The organism is Flavisolibacter tropicus (assembly GCF_001644645.1).
In the GTDB taxonomy this organism is placed as follows: Bacteria; Bacteroidota; Bacteroidia; order Chitinophagales; family Chitinophagaceae; genus Flavisolibacter; species Flavisolibacter tropicus.
Map to the genome: position 1 here is coordinate 5,825,845 of NZ_CP011390.1, position 15,013 is coordinate 5,840,857.

Sequence of the window (15,013 nt, forward strand, 5' to 3'; positions counted from 1 at the left end):
ATGACTAGAATACGCCAACACCTAATTATTCTTATACTGGTCCTATCCAGTGTGTCTGTAGCTGCCCAAAACTTCAGTAATCGAGGAAAGGAGTTTTGGGTGGGCTATGGCCATACGGTTCAAATGGAAGATTTACCTTTACCGATTGAGTCTCAGGAAATGGTATTGTATTTCAGTGCAGAGGAAGCAGCACATGTAACGGTAACCATTAAGGGGACAAGCTATAAAGAAGAATATGATGTGCCGGCTAATTCGGTGATAACCAGTAAGATCATTCCTCGTGGAAAATATGGGCCGCCACCAACCAGTGTCGATGCGCGTTTATGGTCGCCAGATGTTACATTAGGCGGTACAAATTCTCAGGGCCTATTTAATAGACATGGAATCCACATAGTAAGTACAGTGCCTATTGTAGCGTATGCTCATATATATTTGAGTAATAGTTCTGCAGCTACGATGTTAATGCCAGTAGAATCCTGGGGCTATGCTTACAGCGTCTTGGCGCCAAGAATGGCAACGAATTATGGATATGCACCAGGTTCTAAATTAAGTGCTTATTCCTGGATGTATGTAGTAGCTAAAGAAGATGATACAAAGATCCGTATAACACCATCTGCCCCTATCAGGAGCGGACAAGCGCCTGGTGTGCCCTTTGATGTAACCCTTCAGAAAGGAGATATTTACCAGATCATGGCAGATAAAACTGGGTATCCTCTATTTCAATACGACCTGGGAGGTACTACGGTTAGATCCATTGCCAACAGTAAGGGAGAATGCCTACCTATTGCCACTTTTATGGGTAGCAGTTCTCAGTTTATTTTTTGCCGGGGAGGTCTTCCTTCTAATGGTACCTATTTTCCTGAAGATATCCTGTTTCAACAAATTTTTCCGGAGCATGCCTGGGGCAGGCGGTATGCGACCATTCCAACCTGTGTTGATGCTGATCCTATGCGACACAATGTCAACTTTTACCTGGTAAAAGTAAATGACCCTGCCACTGTGGTAAAAAGAAATGGGGTCATTATACCCAGCGCTAGTTTGTTACAAGGAAACTACTATGAGTTTTCTAGTAATACAGCGGATTACATTGAAGCTGATCAGCCTATTCTAGTAGCGCAAATGCAGCCTTCCGAAGGTGCCTGTGGATATTTAGGAAGGGGGGATCCTGATTTTGTGTTTTTAAGTCCTATTGAACAAGGTATTAAGCACACGGGATTTTACCGTACTAATAAAGTCACGGTCGCATGGAACTACTTATTACTAAATATACCTACCGAAGGCTTAAAAAGTCTTAAAATAGACGGCCAGCAAAATTTTTCTAACGTATATCCCAACCCCAATCTTCCGGGTTATTCGGTAGTGGTGCAGCAATGGAGAACGACGCTGGCTCCACGTGCGCCGGCACAAGCCATTGTAGAGAGTGATTCCGCATTCACCGCTATGACGTATGGTTTTGGTGTTTCTGAAAGTTACATGTACAATGCTGGAGCTTACATCAACAATTTAAGTGGATATCCATTTATTAAGAACCAATATAATACCGCAGATACGGCCAACAAGTATACCTGTGTCAACACACCGGTGGAATTATCGGTATTAGTGCGGTATGAACCTACTAAAATTCAGTGGAAGCTAAGTAAGCTGGCCGGAACCATAGAGCCTGCTGTGGATGTAGTAGACAATGCACCTGTATCGAAAGGAATGCAAATGGTAAATGGCGTTCCCTATTATCGATACACGTTGCCTGGTTATTATAAATTTAAACAGGCAGGAAAATTTACAATTCCCGTGTTCACAACCCATCCATCTGTTAAAACCTGTGATAATACCGAGGAGATCTTTTACGAAGTAGAAGTAAAAGGTGAATTGAAATCTGATTTTACGATTGACTACCAAAACTGTAAAACCTCGGAGCTTATCAAATTTAACGGAGAAGACAATTTTAAAGATACCACCCCTATTAGAAGATGGGAGTGGAGTTTCTTAAATGGAACTACTCCTTCATCAGCATCCGGTAAAAATGTGCAGCAGACCTTCAATGCCGGTAGTCATTCCGCCCGATTAATTGCTATTGACGCTAATGCCTGTGTGGCCGATACGACTAAACTATTTACCCTGTCGGCTAACCCTGTTACGCCAGCCTTTGACGCCTTGCCAGCATTGATCTGCGAAGGCAGCACCATCAGTTTCTCAGAGAAAGCTCCGGAAGGTGGGGTGAAAAAATGGTACTGGGATTTTGGCGCTAAAGACACGGTGACCTTAACTACGGGCGGTACGCCAACGCGCACGTTCAGTAAGCCGGGCACTATAACGGTGAAGCACATGGTGAAGTTCTCCGACGTCTGCTACAGTGATACCGCGGTACAGCAGGTGGTGGTGTATGCCCGTCCTGACCTTTCCATCCAATACCCTGCGGGTTGTTTGCCTACGGATGGTAATGTGCAATTTACAAGTACTTCTAAAGCTCCCGATGGCCAAGCACTTTCCAGCTACAGCTGGAACTTTGGGGATGCTACTGCCAATGCTTCCAACCCCAACACATCTACTTTAGCCAACCCAACACATAAGTATACCAACTATGGCACTTATGATATTACCTATAAGGTAACTACCGAAAAAGGCTGCTATCGCGATACAGTGATCAAGGCTACGTTCAATGTGCGTCCGCAGTTTACGTTTGGCGCCTTAAGTGCCATTTGTGAAAACAGTGCTCCTATTTCTGTAGCAAAGGCTACGGTGACCAATGGCGTACCGGGCACCGGTATCTATAAAGGCAAGGGGGTGAGTGGTATTGGACAGTTTGATCCGGCTACAGCTGGCGCTGGTAACCAAACCATTTGGTATGTGTTTACCACCACTCAAGGTTGTACAGATTCTGTTTCTCAAACCATCAACGTACTGCCGAAGCCAAGAGCTGCCTTTACCGCTACTAACCAAATCTGTCTTGATGGCGCAGTAACCATCACCGATCAATCTACCATACCTACCGGTACCATCAGCAGCTGGAACTGGAATTATGGCAATGGCGTAAGTGAGGTGCGTAATGCGGCTGCGGCCTTTAACAAGCAATATAGTCAGGCAGGTACGTATACCATTCAACTCGTTGCTATAGGTAATAATGGCTGCAGCAGTGACACCACCAAACATGTGGTTACTGTTAATCCGCTGCCAACTGTCAACTTTGAACTGCCATCCATGGTGTGTATGCCAACTGGAAAGGCGCAGTTTACCAACGGGTCTACCATTAGTACTAACAGTGAATTAAGTTATGCCTGGAACTTTGGTGATAATTCCAGTTCCAATGAAGCTAGTCCGCTCCATATTTATACAAGAGCAGGAACCTACACGGTGTCATTAAAAACAACCTCGGCTGAAGGTTGTTCGGCAACGGCCAGTAAAACACTGAACAAGTTTTACAATCAACCGGTGGCAGCCTTTGCTGTAAGTGCCAATGAACTGTGCCAAGGCAATGCTTCCGTATTCAGTGATCAAAGTACGTCTTCCAATGGGGCGGTAGCTACCTGGCAGTGGGCCTTTGGTGATGGAACCAATAATAGCATTAGCAATCCTTCTAAAACGTATAGCCAACCGGGTACTTACACCGTGCAACTGGTGGTAAAGGATGGCGTGGGTTGTACTTCTGAGCCTGTTAGTAAAACGGTACAGGTGTACCTGCAACCAGTGATTGATGCGGGTCCAAACTTTACCGTGAAAGAAGGTACTACCATTCAATTCAAAGCCACGGCTAATTCGTCAAACCTCCTGTTTGTATGGACGCCAGGGCAGGAGTTAAGCAATGCCAACATCTTACAACCTAGCTTGCTGGTTAATAACGATGGTGTGTACAAGCTCACCGCTACCGGCGATCATAACTGTACGGCTACTGACGAATTAAAAGTAGTGGTGCAACGTCCTGTGGAAGCACCAAATGTGTTCTCTCCAAACGGCGATGGCATCAACGATACCTGGGTGATCAAAAACCTGGGGCTGTATCCAAACTCCCTTTTGGAAGTGTTCAACCGCTATGGCCAGAAAGTGTTCAGCACCAAGGGCAACGCCAAGTTGTGGGATGGTAAAATGAATGGCCAGCCGGTACCGATAGGAACCTATTACTATGTGATTGAATTAGGAAATGGAGATCCGGCTTTGAAAGGTTCGGTTACGGTACTTCGATAAGTTTATGAGTTTATGAGTTCACTTGTTCACGAGTTCCTGTTTTCAAACTCGCGAACTTGTGAACTTGTAAACCTGTGAACTTGTAAACTCAAGAACCCACTGATTAACTTAAAAGGGTATAACTCAATACTGCGGATAGTACGCAACCATGAAACATGAAATGAAAATAACATCGTTGCTGGTGTTATTGGTAAGCACCTATGCCTCTTTTGCTCAAACGCTTTCCAATAAAGGAAGGGAGTTTTATGTAGGCTATGGACATCACCAATTCATGGAAATGCAAACGACTGCCGTTCCTAAGAACGGCCAGGAAATGGTGCTTTACTTTAGTACAGAAGGCCGTGATGCGCACGTTACCGTATCCGTAAATGGAACGGCTTACAGCGAGCCCTACACGGTGCCCGCTAACTCCGTTATCCAAAGCAAGCCAATCCCTAAGGGACTGCCTTCATCTTCATATGACTTTCGCTTATACACACGACCTCCTACTTATGGAGGTACTTTCTCTGAAGGCCTTTTTACAAAACATGGTATTCATATAGAAAGTGATGTGCCTATTATAGTATATGCCCATATTTATGGAAATCAGGCTTCAGGATCTACTATGTTAATGCCAGTTGATACCTGGGGCTATTCTTATGTATCTATGAATACCAGGCAGATCTATAATACCAATGGCGCAAGGGATTGCTTTTCGTGGGTGTATGTGATAGCTAAAGAAAATAATACGCGGGTACGTATTATTCCATTGGCAGCAACAAGAGGTGGACAGGCAGCCAATGTGCCTATAGATGTAGATCTTCAAAAAGGAGAGATCTACCAGTTGCTGGGAGCATCTATTACAGATGATGAAGCCTACGATCTTACCGGAACTACCGTTACTTCCATTGCCAATAGCCAGGGCAAATGTTACCCGATCGCTGTTTTCTCGGGCAGTAGTCGTACGGCCATTTCCTGCAATGATGATAAAAATGGTGGTGATAATTTGATTCAGCAGCTATTCCCCTCACAAGCCTGGGGAAAACATTATCTAACAGCACCGACATCCGTTGATGCATCGGCCCAAACCAATAATATCAATGTCTATCGGATCATTGTAAAAGATCCCAGGACCATTGTAAAAAAGAATGGTATGCGATTGTTTGGCCTTCGGGGGTTTTACTACGAGTACCAGAGCGACCAGGCAGATTATATAGAGGCGGACCAGCCCATACAGGTGGCACAATATATTCCAACGGCCGGTTATTGCTCTTCAACAGGTAATGGTGATCCTGAACTGATGCTGATCAGCCCTATGGAGCAAGCGATCAAGCAGACAGGGTTTTATAGAAACACACAAGAAAAGATCGATGTCAACTATCTAACGTTAATCATTCCAACGAATGGACTGAAGACGCTAACCATAGATGGCGTAACCAATGCCTATAGCTATTCCTACCCGCATCCCAATCTAGCAGGCTACACCGTAGTGGTAAAGCGGTGGCGGGCCGAACAAAAGCAATGTGTAGTTCAAAGTGATTCTGCCTTTACGGGGATCACCTATGGAATAGGAGTAGCAGAAACCTATGGATATAATGTGGGCACCATGATCAATAACCTGAGTGGAATGCCTTTTTTACGAAATCTGTTCAATCCCAATCCGGGTGCCAACCTGTTTACCTGTTTAAATACACCGGTACAGTTATCTGTATTACTGCGCTATCAGCCCACTCGTTTGCAATGGAAATTGAGTGCGCTTAAAGATACCATAACACCAGCGATTGATGTAGATACGCCTCCGGTATTAGCAGGTATGGAAACCGTAAACGGCAACAGCTATTATAAATACACACTTCCTCAAACCTATATGTTTACGATACCTGGCATTCATAAAATAACAGTACTAGCCACACATGCCAGTGTAGAAAACTGTACCAATACAGAGGAGATACCCTATGTAGTCGAAGTTAGAGAGGCGTTGAAGACGGATTTTGATATTAACTATACAAATTGTCAACCGTCGGCCAACGTTCAATTTAAAGGTCAGCAAAAATTCATGGACAGTACCTCCATTTATAGTTGGAAGTGGACACTGGCCGATACAAAAGATACAATTAGAACAAGTGGCAAAGATGTAACACAAAACTTCAATGCCGGTGCTTATACGGCCCGTTTAACAGCTATTTCAAGCGAAGGCTGTGTGGCAGATACCACTAAACCCTTTGCCCTTTCTACAAAACCGGTAACACCCTTATTTGATTGGACCGCTTTGCCTTGTGAAGGGGAGAAAGTGACTTTCACAGATAAAACAACAGAAGCGGGTGTTGCAAAATGGTTTTGGGATTTTGGCAATAAGGACACGAGTACGACGAACACATATGCACCAAAGCAAAAGCTGTTTACCAGCTATGGTGAGTATACCGTAAAGCACGTGACCCAATTTCCAAACGGGTGCAGCAGTGATACGGCGCAACAAATCATTACCATTTATGCTAAACCTACACTTACCATTCAATACCCAGGTTCCTGCTTAAAAGATGGTGTGGTACAATTTAAGAGTTTGAGTGCAGCTGCTGACGGACAGGCGATGAACCCTGCTGGCTATAGGTGGGATTTTGGCGATAGTGAGGCCAGTGCTAGTAATTCGAATACATCAACACTAGCAGACCCCTCGCATCGATTTGGTGCCAACACCTATACCATCAGTTACAGTGCAAGTACAGTGAACGGTTGTAAAAAAGATACAATTCTTAAAACAACATTCAATATTCAACCCCAGTTAACCTATGCTGCTTTACCCAATATCTGTGAAACGGTGACAGGAACATTGTCTGTAGCCAATGCAGCTATAACCAATGGGGTAGGTGGTCTTGGTATTTATAAAGGCAAGGCTACTGACGCAACAGGCCATTTCACTCCTTCAATAGCCGGACCGGGTAAACATACCATCTGGTATATATATACGTCAACGGGTGGCTGTAGTGATTCTATTTCTCAAACCTTGACCGTTTATCCAAAACCTCTTATTGATGCCGGTGCTTCGTTTGTAGTGCCCATGGGTGAGACCATTCGCTTTCAGGCGCAGGCAACTGATTCTCTCAAGCTTTCCTATCAATGGTCACCAGTAATAGGACTAAGTGATCCCCGGATCTTACAACCTTCATTAGTAGTAGTGCAAGATCAACAATATGTATTGACCGCAACCAATGAATATGATTGCCAGGCCAGTGATTTCTTACGTGTGAAGATATTGAGACAGCTAAAGGTTCCTAATGTGTTCTCGCCAAACGGCGATGGTATCAATGATCGTTGGGAGATCGTGAACCTGGCGGATTACTCGGGAGCAACAGTGCAGGTTTTTAATCGATATGGGCAATTGGTGTTTTCTTCAATAGGTTATACAACGCCATGGGATGGTAGGCAAAACGGTAAACCGTTACCAATAGGTACTTATTATTATGTTATTGATTGCAAAGACGGTAGTGCACCTGTGAGTGGGGCGGTGACTATTTTGAAGTAGGGAAGGAAAGCTACACGCGTCAAGCTACAAGCTGCAAGCAGAGCGCGCCGGGGCGCGGAGAGGAAGGAACCACGGAGATTCTGTGTTAAATACCAATAGTTAATTCATTTATTTTTGTGTTTTAGGCGGCTTTAAGCCAGCCTGTTTGGGGTGGTCTGTTTATGACCACCCCAGTTTTTTAGGCGGCCGCCTGATTTTCTTCGGCTATTTTGGGTACATACTCTTTCTGGTAAGGCGTCTTGGTTTTATACATCACATACATGATCTCTAACAGTTTTCTTTGTACCGCTACGGCTGCCTTCATTTTTATGCCATGCCTTGCGACCAGCCTGGCATAGACGGCTTTAAATCGTGGGGCGTGGCGTATGGCCGCCAGTGCCGGCAGGTGCATGGCTTTTCGCAATTGCTTGTTTCCCTTTTTGGAGATCCGGGGCTTGCCTTTGACGGAAGTGCCCGATTGCTTTTCTTTTACATCCAGGCCGGCGTAGCTGCTTAATTGCCGTTTATTGCGGACCAGTTCAAAACCATTGGTCTCGGCCAGCACAATGGCGGCGGTTAAGGAACCCACGCCGGGCAGGGTGCTCATGATGTCAACAGCCTGGCTGACCTGTGGGTCGGCTTTTACCAGGGCCCTGATCTCTTCTTTGATTTCTTTTTCCTGCTTAGTGAAAAAGGCAATTTGTTTTTTCAACCGGGCCACTGTGTTTGGGCCAGGTTCCGCTTCAGCGGCCTCGGCATGCAGTTGATTCTTGGCCACGGTGCGGGCCTCAACAACCTGATCGCGCTCACGGGTTAACTGCCGGAGCTTTTTGAACACGGCGTTGGGCTTTTTCCAGTTATCGAGTTTCCGTTCCAATCCAAACCGGGCAATGGCTTCGGCGGCGGTGGTATCGGTAACCGATTTGACGTCAAGTGTTTTAAAATAGTTGCTGATCTTGCTGGGTAACACAATGGTGAGCGGGTGACCCTGGGCCTCCAGAAAATAAGCCAGCGCCTCATGATAGACCCCGGTCGCCTCCATGACATAACGCACGGCTTCAACCGCACCGGTCAGCTTCTTTACCCACAAAACCAGGCTTAGAAAGCCTTTTTGATTGTTGGCAAAGGACTTGCTGGCATAGATCTCGGGCGTCCAGTCATCATACATCCGTCCCAGGGTTACAACCAGCTCTTTGGCAGCGACATCAATGCCCGCTACCTGCTTTACAATTTTTCTCATAGACCACTGCATTTAAATAGGGGAAAGTGAAAAATCTCCCTTCGTTTTGTCTCCTGGCTGGATATTCTGGATATAGGCCTATAGCACTATTCCTTAGATTCTGTTCAAACTCGAAGAGATAAAAAAGAGTGAGGCCATTTCTCCGTGAGAACATACTTCAACAGTTGTTTAGACACCAAAGGCTCTCACTCCTTTTTCACTTTTTAAAACCAAATCTAGGGCTAGATCAACTCCTGACTCACCAAACAGTAAACGATCCGTTACAAACATAGGAGACACTGGGACAGGGAGTGGCACAGAGAATGTTTGGCCCGCAGATGGCGCAAATCGACGCAGAGATCGTTTCAAGTTTCAACTTACACTTACACCTGCAAGCTGTCAACTATCATAATGCCTCTTGCACTTGTCATCCTGAACGCAGTGAAGGATCTCAGAGACTTCGACTATAGAACAAACTGCTATTATAACATCTCTTGCTGTCTTCTTCACTTGTACCTTGATTATTGAGAGTTGAGCATTGAACATTTCCTCCCTTCATTATTCATCATTCCTTGTTCCTTGTTCAATATTCTCCCTTGCTCTGTGCGAAAAAAATCAGTCAACCAAGAAAAATCTCTTAAAAAAAGAAAAAAGTTTCGTGTGCCCTCCCCCATTTTAACTACTTCGATGTATTTAAATAGTCGGAATTCCTTCGGGAAGGATTGCTACACCTGTATAGCAGTACAAACCAAAGGGAAATGTGAGAAGAAATGTGGCACTACCAGGTACAACAAGGAAAAAATCTACTGAAAGAGAGTAAGCCCAATTGAGCTGGTTGCCACGAGTGTCTAATTGAAATAGAAAACCAAAATGGCTTTAACCCTACACGGTTCAATTCCCATTTTAAAATAATGTGACACTAAAAAATATTAAACACACAAAATGCCAACTGACATGAGAAAGAGCATTAAAGTTCTCGGTTTACTACTACTGTCTGGCCTTGCAGGAAAACAAATGCAGGCGCAGACCGATCCGCATTTTTCCCAGTACTATATGTACCCTTCCTGGCTGAACCCGGCATTGACGGGTGCATTTGATGGCGACTACCGTGTAACTGGTTTGTATCGTTCTCAATGGGGTGGTGTGAGCCCTTTTGTAACACCGGGTCTTTCTGTGGATGTAAATACAAATAAAAATATAAACCTGGGAGCTAGCATTCTCCGTCAGACTGTAAAAGATGCCGGTTATACTTACACTACTGCGTATGGCAACGTTGCCTACACGGGTGTAAAGTGGGGCAAAATGGATCAGCATCGTTTAACCTTTGGCTTACAGGCTGGCGTGATCGATCGTCGTTTTGATGTGTCTAAATTAAGTTTCGGTGACCAGTGGAATCCAACAACCGGTTATGTACCGGGTACAGCCTCTGGAGAAGCTCTAAGCCGTACGTCCTCTTCTTCGCTTGATGTAGGGGCTGGTGTATTATACTTTGATGCTACGCCGGGTAAGAAAGCCAACTTCTATGGCGGCTTTTCTGTATCGCATTTAACGCGTCCGGAAGACCGCTTTAGTGCCAGTGGTGATGCTAGAATGCCAATGCGTTATACCGTACACAGTGGTATAAGAATTCAACTTTCAGATGTGGTATCACTTACACCTAATGCGTTATATATGAAGCAGGGAACTGCCGAAGAAAAAATGCTGGGTGCTTATGCACAGTTAAAAGCGGCTCCAGGAACTGATTTATTATTAGGTGCCAACTACCGCTTTCAAGATGCGATTTCGCCGTATGTAGGCTTTACTTATAAGAACATGCTGTTGGGTGCCAGCTATGATGTTAACAGCTCTGACCTGGGTAAAATGACCAAGGGTGGCAACAGCTTTGAGATCTCTTTATCTATCACTGGCCGCAAGCGTGCCAAAACAGAAGAAGTAGATTTTGTGTGTCCACGATTATAATCAAAAGAAGAACAAAAACATCTGGCAATTCCTAAACCATTAAACATTCTCTAATCCGACATAGCATGAAGAAAATATTATTTACGGCGCTTGTTGTGTTCAGTTGTGAAGCCATGCACGCGCAGTATAGTTATGACTACCTGAAAGCTGCTGATAGTTACTATAAAAAAGGCGATTATTATTCCGCTACTCAATACTATGAAAAATGGCTGGAGGCGAACAAGAATAAGATCACTCAAGCCTCTTATAATCCATATACTTCACAAGCCAATGCGTCTGCCTCTAAAAAGAAGGGTGGTGCATTAAGCAGCCAGGAACAGGTGATCTATCACCTGGCAGAGAGCTATCGCTTACTGCATTTCCCTGGCAAGGCGGAAGCCTATTACCAGCAGGCGTTGAGTTTTGATAAGACGCAGTATCCGCTGGCGGGTTATTACTATGGTCTGACCTTGAAAGCCCTTCAAAAGTACGGAGAAGCTGAGCGTGCCTTTAGCGCGTTCCTGGATGGTTATACCCAGGCGGATGAATACAGCCAGGCCGCTAAAAGAGAAGTGGAAAGCCTGCGTTATATCGCCAGCGAGTTAAAGAAAAAGGATTTACACCTGTATGCTATCGATAAGGCCAATGGCTTAAACGCAAAAGGTGCCAACTATGCCCCTGTTTGGTTGGGTAATACGTTGTTGTTTACCTCTACTCGTATTGATAGTAATAAAGGAAAAGACCAGTCGTATATCAACCGTGTGTATGAGGCAACGTATAATGATAATGCTTTGGCGGGCATAAGCAAAACCAATTTGCCACAGGGCTCCGATATGCACCAAGGGGTGATCAGCCTGACGCCCAATGGCAACACGATGTTTTTAACGCGCTGGACCATCAACCACGGTAAGAAGACCGCGGCTCTTTACAGCAGCACTAAAACCAATACCGGCTGGAGCGAACCTGCTTTAGTAGGCGGTGATATCAATGCTGAAGGCTTCAGTTCACAGCAGCCTTTTGTAACACCGGATGGTAAACAACTTTATTATTCTAGTGATAAAGCGGGTGGTCAAGGCGGATTTGACATTTGGGTAGCAGACCTGGATGCCAATGGACAAACAACCAACTCTCGCAACTTAGGTGGCAGCATCAACTCTACTGGTGATGATCAGGCACCTTTCTACCATGCCGCCTCCAAGACCTTAGTATTCTCCAGCAATGGAAGAGTAGGCATGGGTGGTTATGACTTCTTTTATAGCAAGGGTACAGTTGGTAACTGGGCTACGCCTAAAAACTTTGGCTATCCTGTAAACTCTGTTAAAGACGATATCTATTTTGTAAGCCGTGGCAGCGCCAAAAACATTTTGGAAGATGCTATTTTAAGTTCTGACCGCGCCTCTGAGTGCTGCCTGGAACTGTTTGCTCTAAACAAGCAACGTCCGTTAAAGCAGGTGAGTGGGGTGGTGCTGAACTGCGAAAACCAACAACCTTTGGCTGGTATCAATGTACAAGTAATAGACCCATCTAACAATGCGGTGGTAACTACCCAAACTACAGGTGCAGATGGCCGTTATACTTTTAAATTGGAAGATTATAAGAACCTGAAAGCGGTTGCAACATCTGAAGGTTATATCTCTAATACATTAGCTATTTCCACACCAAACGATGAGGAAGCTGAAAGTCTTACTACGCCTGCCCTGTGTTTGAATCCTGTTCCTAAGGCGATCGTATTGGAGAATGTATACTACGATTACAACAAGGCCAGCCTGAAGCCAGCGTCTTATCCTTCATTGGATCAACTGGTTGACATGTTAGTGAAGAATCCAGCCATGGTGATCGAGATCGGCGCCCATACCGATAACAAGGGTACTGATACCTACAACCAAAAACTCTCTGAAGCTCGTGCTCAAAGCGTAGTGGCTTATTTAGTGAAAAAAGGTATTGAACAATCTCGCTTGCAGGCCAAAGGTTATGGTGCTACGCAACCAATTGCACCAAACACTAATGAAGATGGCACTGATAATGCAGAAGGCCGTCAGAAAAACCGTAGAACAGAATTTAAAGTGTTGAATAATTAATAACGAAGTAGAAGCGTGTTCTGGCTCTACTGCTGGAACACCTTTCTTTCCCCTTCCATCAGAAATTTATTAACCCCAAAAACAAACAAAAATTTCAACAAAAAAACAAAACGAACAACATGAAAAACAGAACAACAAACATGTGGAAACTTTTCAGCGGTTTAGCCCTGGTAGTGGCAATTGGTATTACATCCTGCGCAAAAGATGGTGAAGTAGGTCCTAAAGGTGACAAAGGTGATACTGGTGCAACAGGTGCAGCAGGTGCGCAAGGTCCTCAAGGTGCGGCGGGTCCAGTTGGTACAGCTAATGTGATCTATTCTGCATGGACAGATGTTCCATTCACTGCTATAACAAGTAGCGGTACAATTGTTGGTTATCAAGCCGAAATCAAGGATACAAAAATTACAGCAGATATTATTAACAAGGGTGTTGTTAAATTATATTGGAATGCAGGTACTGCTGCTGCTCCTGGCATTGTTGCATTACCATATATCGAAACAACTGGTTTGCTGTTTCCTGATGCTATAACAATCAATGCAGGTTTTACTATAGGATCCATCGTTATGAACGCAAACTTCAATGCAAGCAGTACAACCAATTCTAGTAATGCAAAGATTCGCCAATACCGCTATGTTTTGATCCCAGGTGGTGTTGCAGGTCGTACTGATATTAACTGGAACGATTATGCGCAGGTGAAGAAAGCCCTAAACTTGAAAGATTAATTCAACTTATGGATGCGAAGCTGTTATTCACACAAACAGAGCAGTTTTCGAATCCTTGGTCTTTAGGTTGGTTTCTTTATATGACCCCGGTGTAAAGCCGGGGTTATTCCCCCCCAACTAAACACACGTACAAACAACATTATTTAAAGGCAGAAACTAGTAAGGCTTACCTGTAATATAGAGTTTCTTCAGAATTGTTTAACGACTTCTATAAGACTCCCACTTCAAAAGCTTTTCGCTGTTTTAAGAAAAATATTTCAAAACCAAGATAGTATGAGAAAGATTGCGTTCGGGCTGCTGGGCATACTATTCTGCCACCTGGCTCAGGGACAACAAAAACCACATTACACACAATACATTTTAAACCAGTATGTTTTAAACCCGGCACTTACGGGGATTGAAAACTATACTGATGTAAAGATTGGCCACCGCCGCCAGTGGGAGGGCATTGAAGATGCTCCCGTAACTACCTATTTTACCATTCACACACCCATCCATAAATCGGACTATCGCACTACCGCCACCTCTTACCAGGTGCCTGGTGAAAACCCACGCGGCCAGCGTTATTGGGAAAATTATACGGCAGCCGAACCCCATCATGGTGTAGGCTTTCAGGTAATAAACGACCAGACCGGCCCTTTAAATTATTTATCGGCATACGCTACGTATGCTTATCACCTGGGTCTAAGCCCCAGAACGAGCCTCTCTGCCGGTTTTGGACTAGGTGCCACCAGCCTGACCTTAAATACCTCGAAACTACAGTTTGCTACACCGGGTGATCCGGTAGCTAACAGCAGGGGTAATGTTACCCGGATAAAACCGGATTTGAATGCAGGTCTTTACCTGTATTCGGCTGACTATTTTATTGGCATTTCCGCCCAACAGTTAATTCCGTCCACCGTGTCGTTTTCTGATAGAGGCACTACTCCGGGAGGACAATTGGTACCGCATTTCTTTGCCTCAGCCGGTTACCGGTTTTTAGTGGGCGAGGATTTTAACCTGATACCATCCGTATTAGTAAAATATGTGAATCCCACACCACCGCAAGTGGATGTAAACTTCAAGCTGCAGTACCATGACCTGCTGTGGGTAGGCGGGTCCTATCGCTCCCAGGATGGTTTTGCCGGTATGCTGGGCTTGAATGTCTCCAATACATTTAATATCGGATACTCGTATGACTATACTACTTCAAGACTTAACCAGTTTAGTAAAGGCAATCACGAGATTGTGCTGGGCTTTTTAATCGGAAATAAATATGATGATTCCTGTCCAAGGAACATCTGGTAACAGAAAAGGTGAGTGGTGAATGGTGAGTGGTGAGTGGTGAGTGGTGAGTAATGAGTGAGGAGTAGTGAGTGATGAGACAGGGTTCGAGGCAGGGATGAAATGAAGAAAAAAGAAT

Annotated in this window: 7 protein-coding genes; 6 read left to right on the forward strand and 1 reads right to left on the reverse strand. The window is 44.7% G+C overall.

Annotated features, from left to right (window positions below):
* Both SY85_RS24695 and SY85_RS24700 read left to right on the forward strand, forming a co-directional pair.
* The gene (locus tag SY85_RS24695; RefSeq protein ID WP_066409030.1) at positions 1 to 4,176 is read left to right on the forward strand and encodes a PKD domain-containing protein; all 4,176 of its coding nucleotides are present in this window, start codon (positions 1 to 3) and stop codon (positions 4,174 to 4,176) included.
* Between the two features lie 160 nt (positions 4,177 to 4,336).
* A complete protein-coding gene (locus SY85_RS24700) occupies positions 4,337 to 7,675 on the forward strand; it encodes a T9SS type B sorting domain-containing protein (RefSeq protein WP_158513033.1) in 3,339 nt (1,112 codons plus the stop codon).
* Positions 7,676 to 7,853: 178 nt separating this feature from the next.
* Here the strand turns inward: SY85_RS24700 and SY85_RS24705 are convergent, their stop codons facing one another.
* Positions 7,854 to 8,894 carry an IS110 family RNA-guided transposase gene (locus SY85_RS24705; RefSeq protein ID WP_066409034.1) on the reverse strand — a complete coding sequence of 347 codons (1,041 nt, stop codon included), beginning with the start codon at positions 8,892 to 8,894 and terminating at the stop codon, positions 7,854 to 7,856.
* Between the two features lie 933 nt (positions 8,895 to 9,827).
* Here SY85_RS24705 and SY85_RS24710 point away from each other — a divergent pair.
* The 4 genes from SY85_RS24710 (at position 9,828) to SY85_RS24725 (ending at position 14,898) form a co-directional block, all read left to right on the forward strand.
* Positions 9,828 to 10,832, forward strand: coding sequence for a PorP/SprF family type IX secretion system membrane protein (locus SY85_RS24710; RefSeq protein ID WP_066410145.1), 1,005 nt, complete (start codon positions 9,828 to 9,830; stop codon positions 10,830 to 10,832).
* A gap of 65 nt (positions 10,833 to 10,897) precedes the next feature.
* Complete coding sequence (locus tag SY85_RS24715; RefSeq protein WP_066409037.1) at positions 10,898 to 12,889, forward strand: OmpA family protein; 1,992 nt, start codon at positions 10,898 to 10,900, stop codon at positions 12,887 to 12,889.
* Positions 12,890 to 13,008: 119 nt separating this feature from the next.
* Positions 13,009 to 13,611 carry a hypothetical protein gene (locus SY85_RS24720; protein ID WP_066409039.1) on the forward strand — a complete coding sequence of 201 codons (603 nt, stop codon included), beginning with the start codon at positions 13,009 to 13,011 and terminating at the stop codon, positions 13,609 to 13,611.
* A 273-nt stretch (positions 13,612 to 13,884) separates the two neighbouring features.
* Positions 13,885 to 14,898: a PorP/SprF family type IX secretion system membrane protein gene (locus tag SY85_RS24725; protein WP_066409041.1), complete on the forward strand. Its 1,014-nt coding sequence runs from the start codon at positions 13,885 to 13,887 to the stop codon at positions 14,896 to 14,898.
* The last annotated feature ends 115 nt before the right edge of the window (positions 14,899 to 15,013 follow it).

Bases quoted from the DNA above. Each gene is read 5' to 3' on its own strand.
- SY85_RS24715 (WP_066409037.1), top strand. From the start codon at position 10,898: ATGAAGAAAATATTATTTACGGCGCTTGTTGTGTTCAGTTGTGAAGCC.
- SY85_RS24695 (WP_066409030.1), top strand. From the start codon at position 1: ATGACTAGAATACGCCAACACCTAATTATTCTTATACTGGTCCTATCC.
- SY85_RS24725 (WP_066409041.1), top strand. From the start codon at position 13,885: ATGAGAAAGATTGCGTTCGGGCTGCTGGGCATACTATTCTGCCACCTG.
- SY85_RS24710 (WP_066410145.1), top strand. From the start codon at position 9,828: ATGAGAAAGAGCATTAAAGTTCTCGGTTTACTACTACTGTCTGGCCTT.
- SY85_RS24705 (WP_066409034.1), bottom strand. From the start codon at position 8,894: ATGAGAAAAATTGTAAAGCAGGTAGCGGGCATTGATGTCGCTGCCAAA.
- SY85_RS24720 (WP_066409039.1), top strand. From the start codon at position 13,009: ATGAAAAACAGAACAACAAACATGTGGAAACTTTTCAGCGGTTTAGCC.
- SY85_RS24700 (WP_158513033.1), top strand. From the start codon at position 4,337: ATGAAAATAACATCGTTGCTGGTGTTATTGGTAAGCACCTATGCCTCT.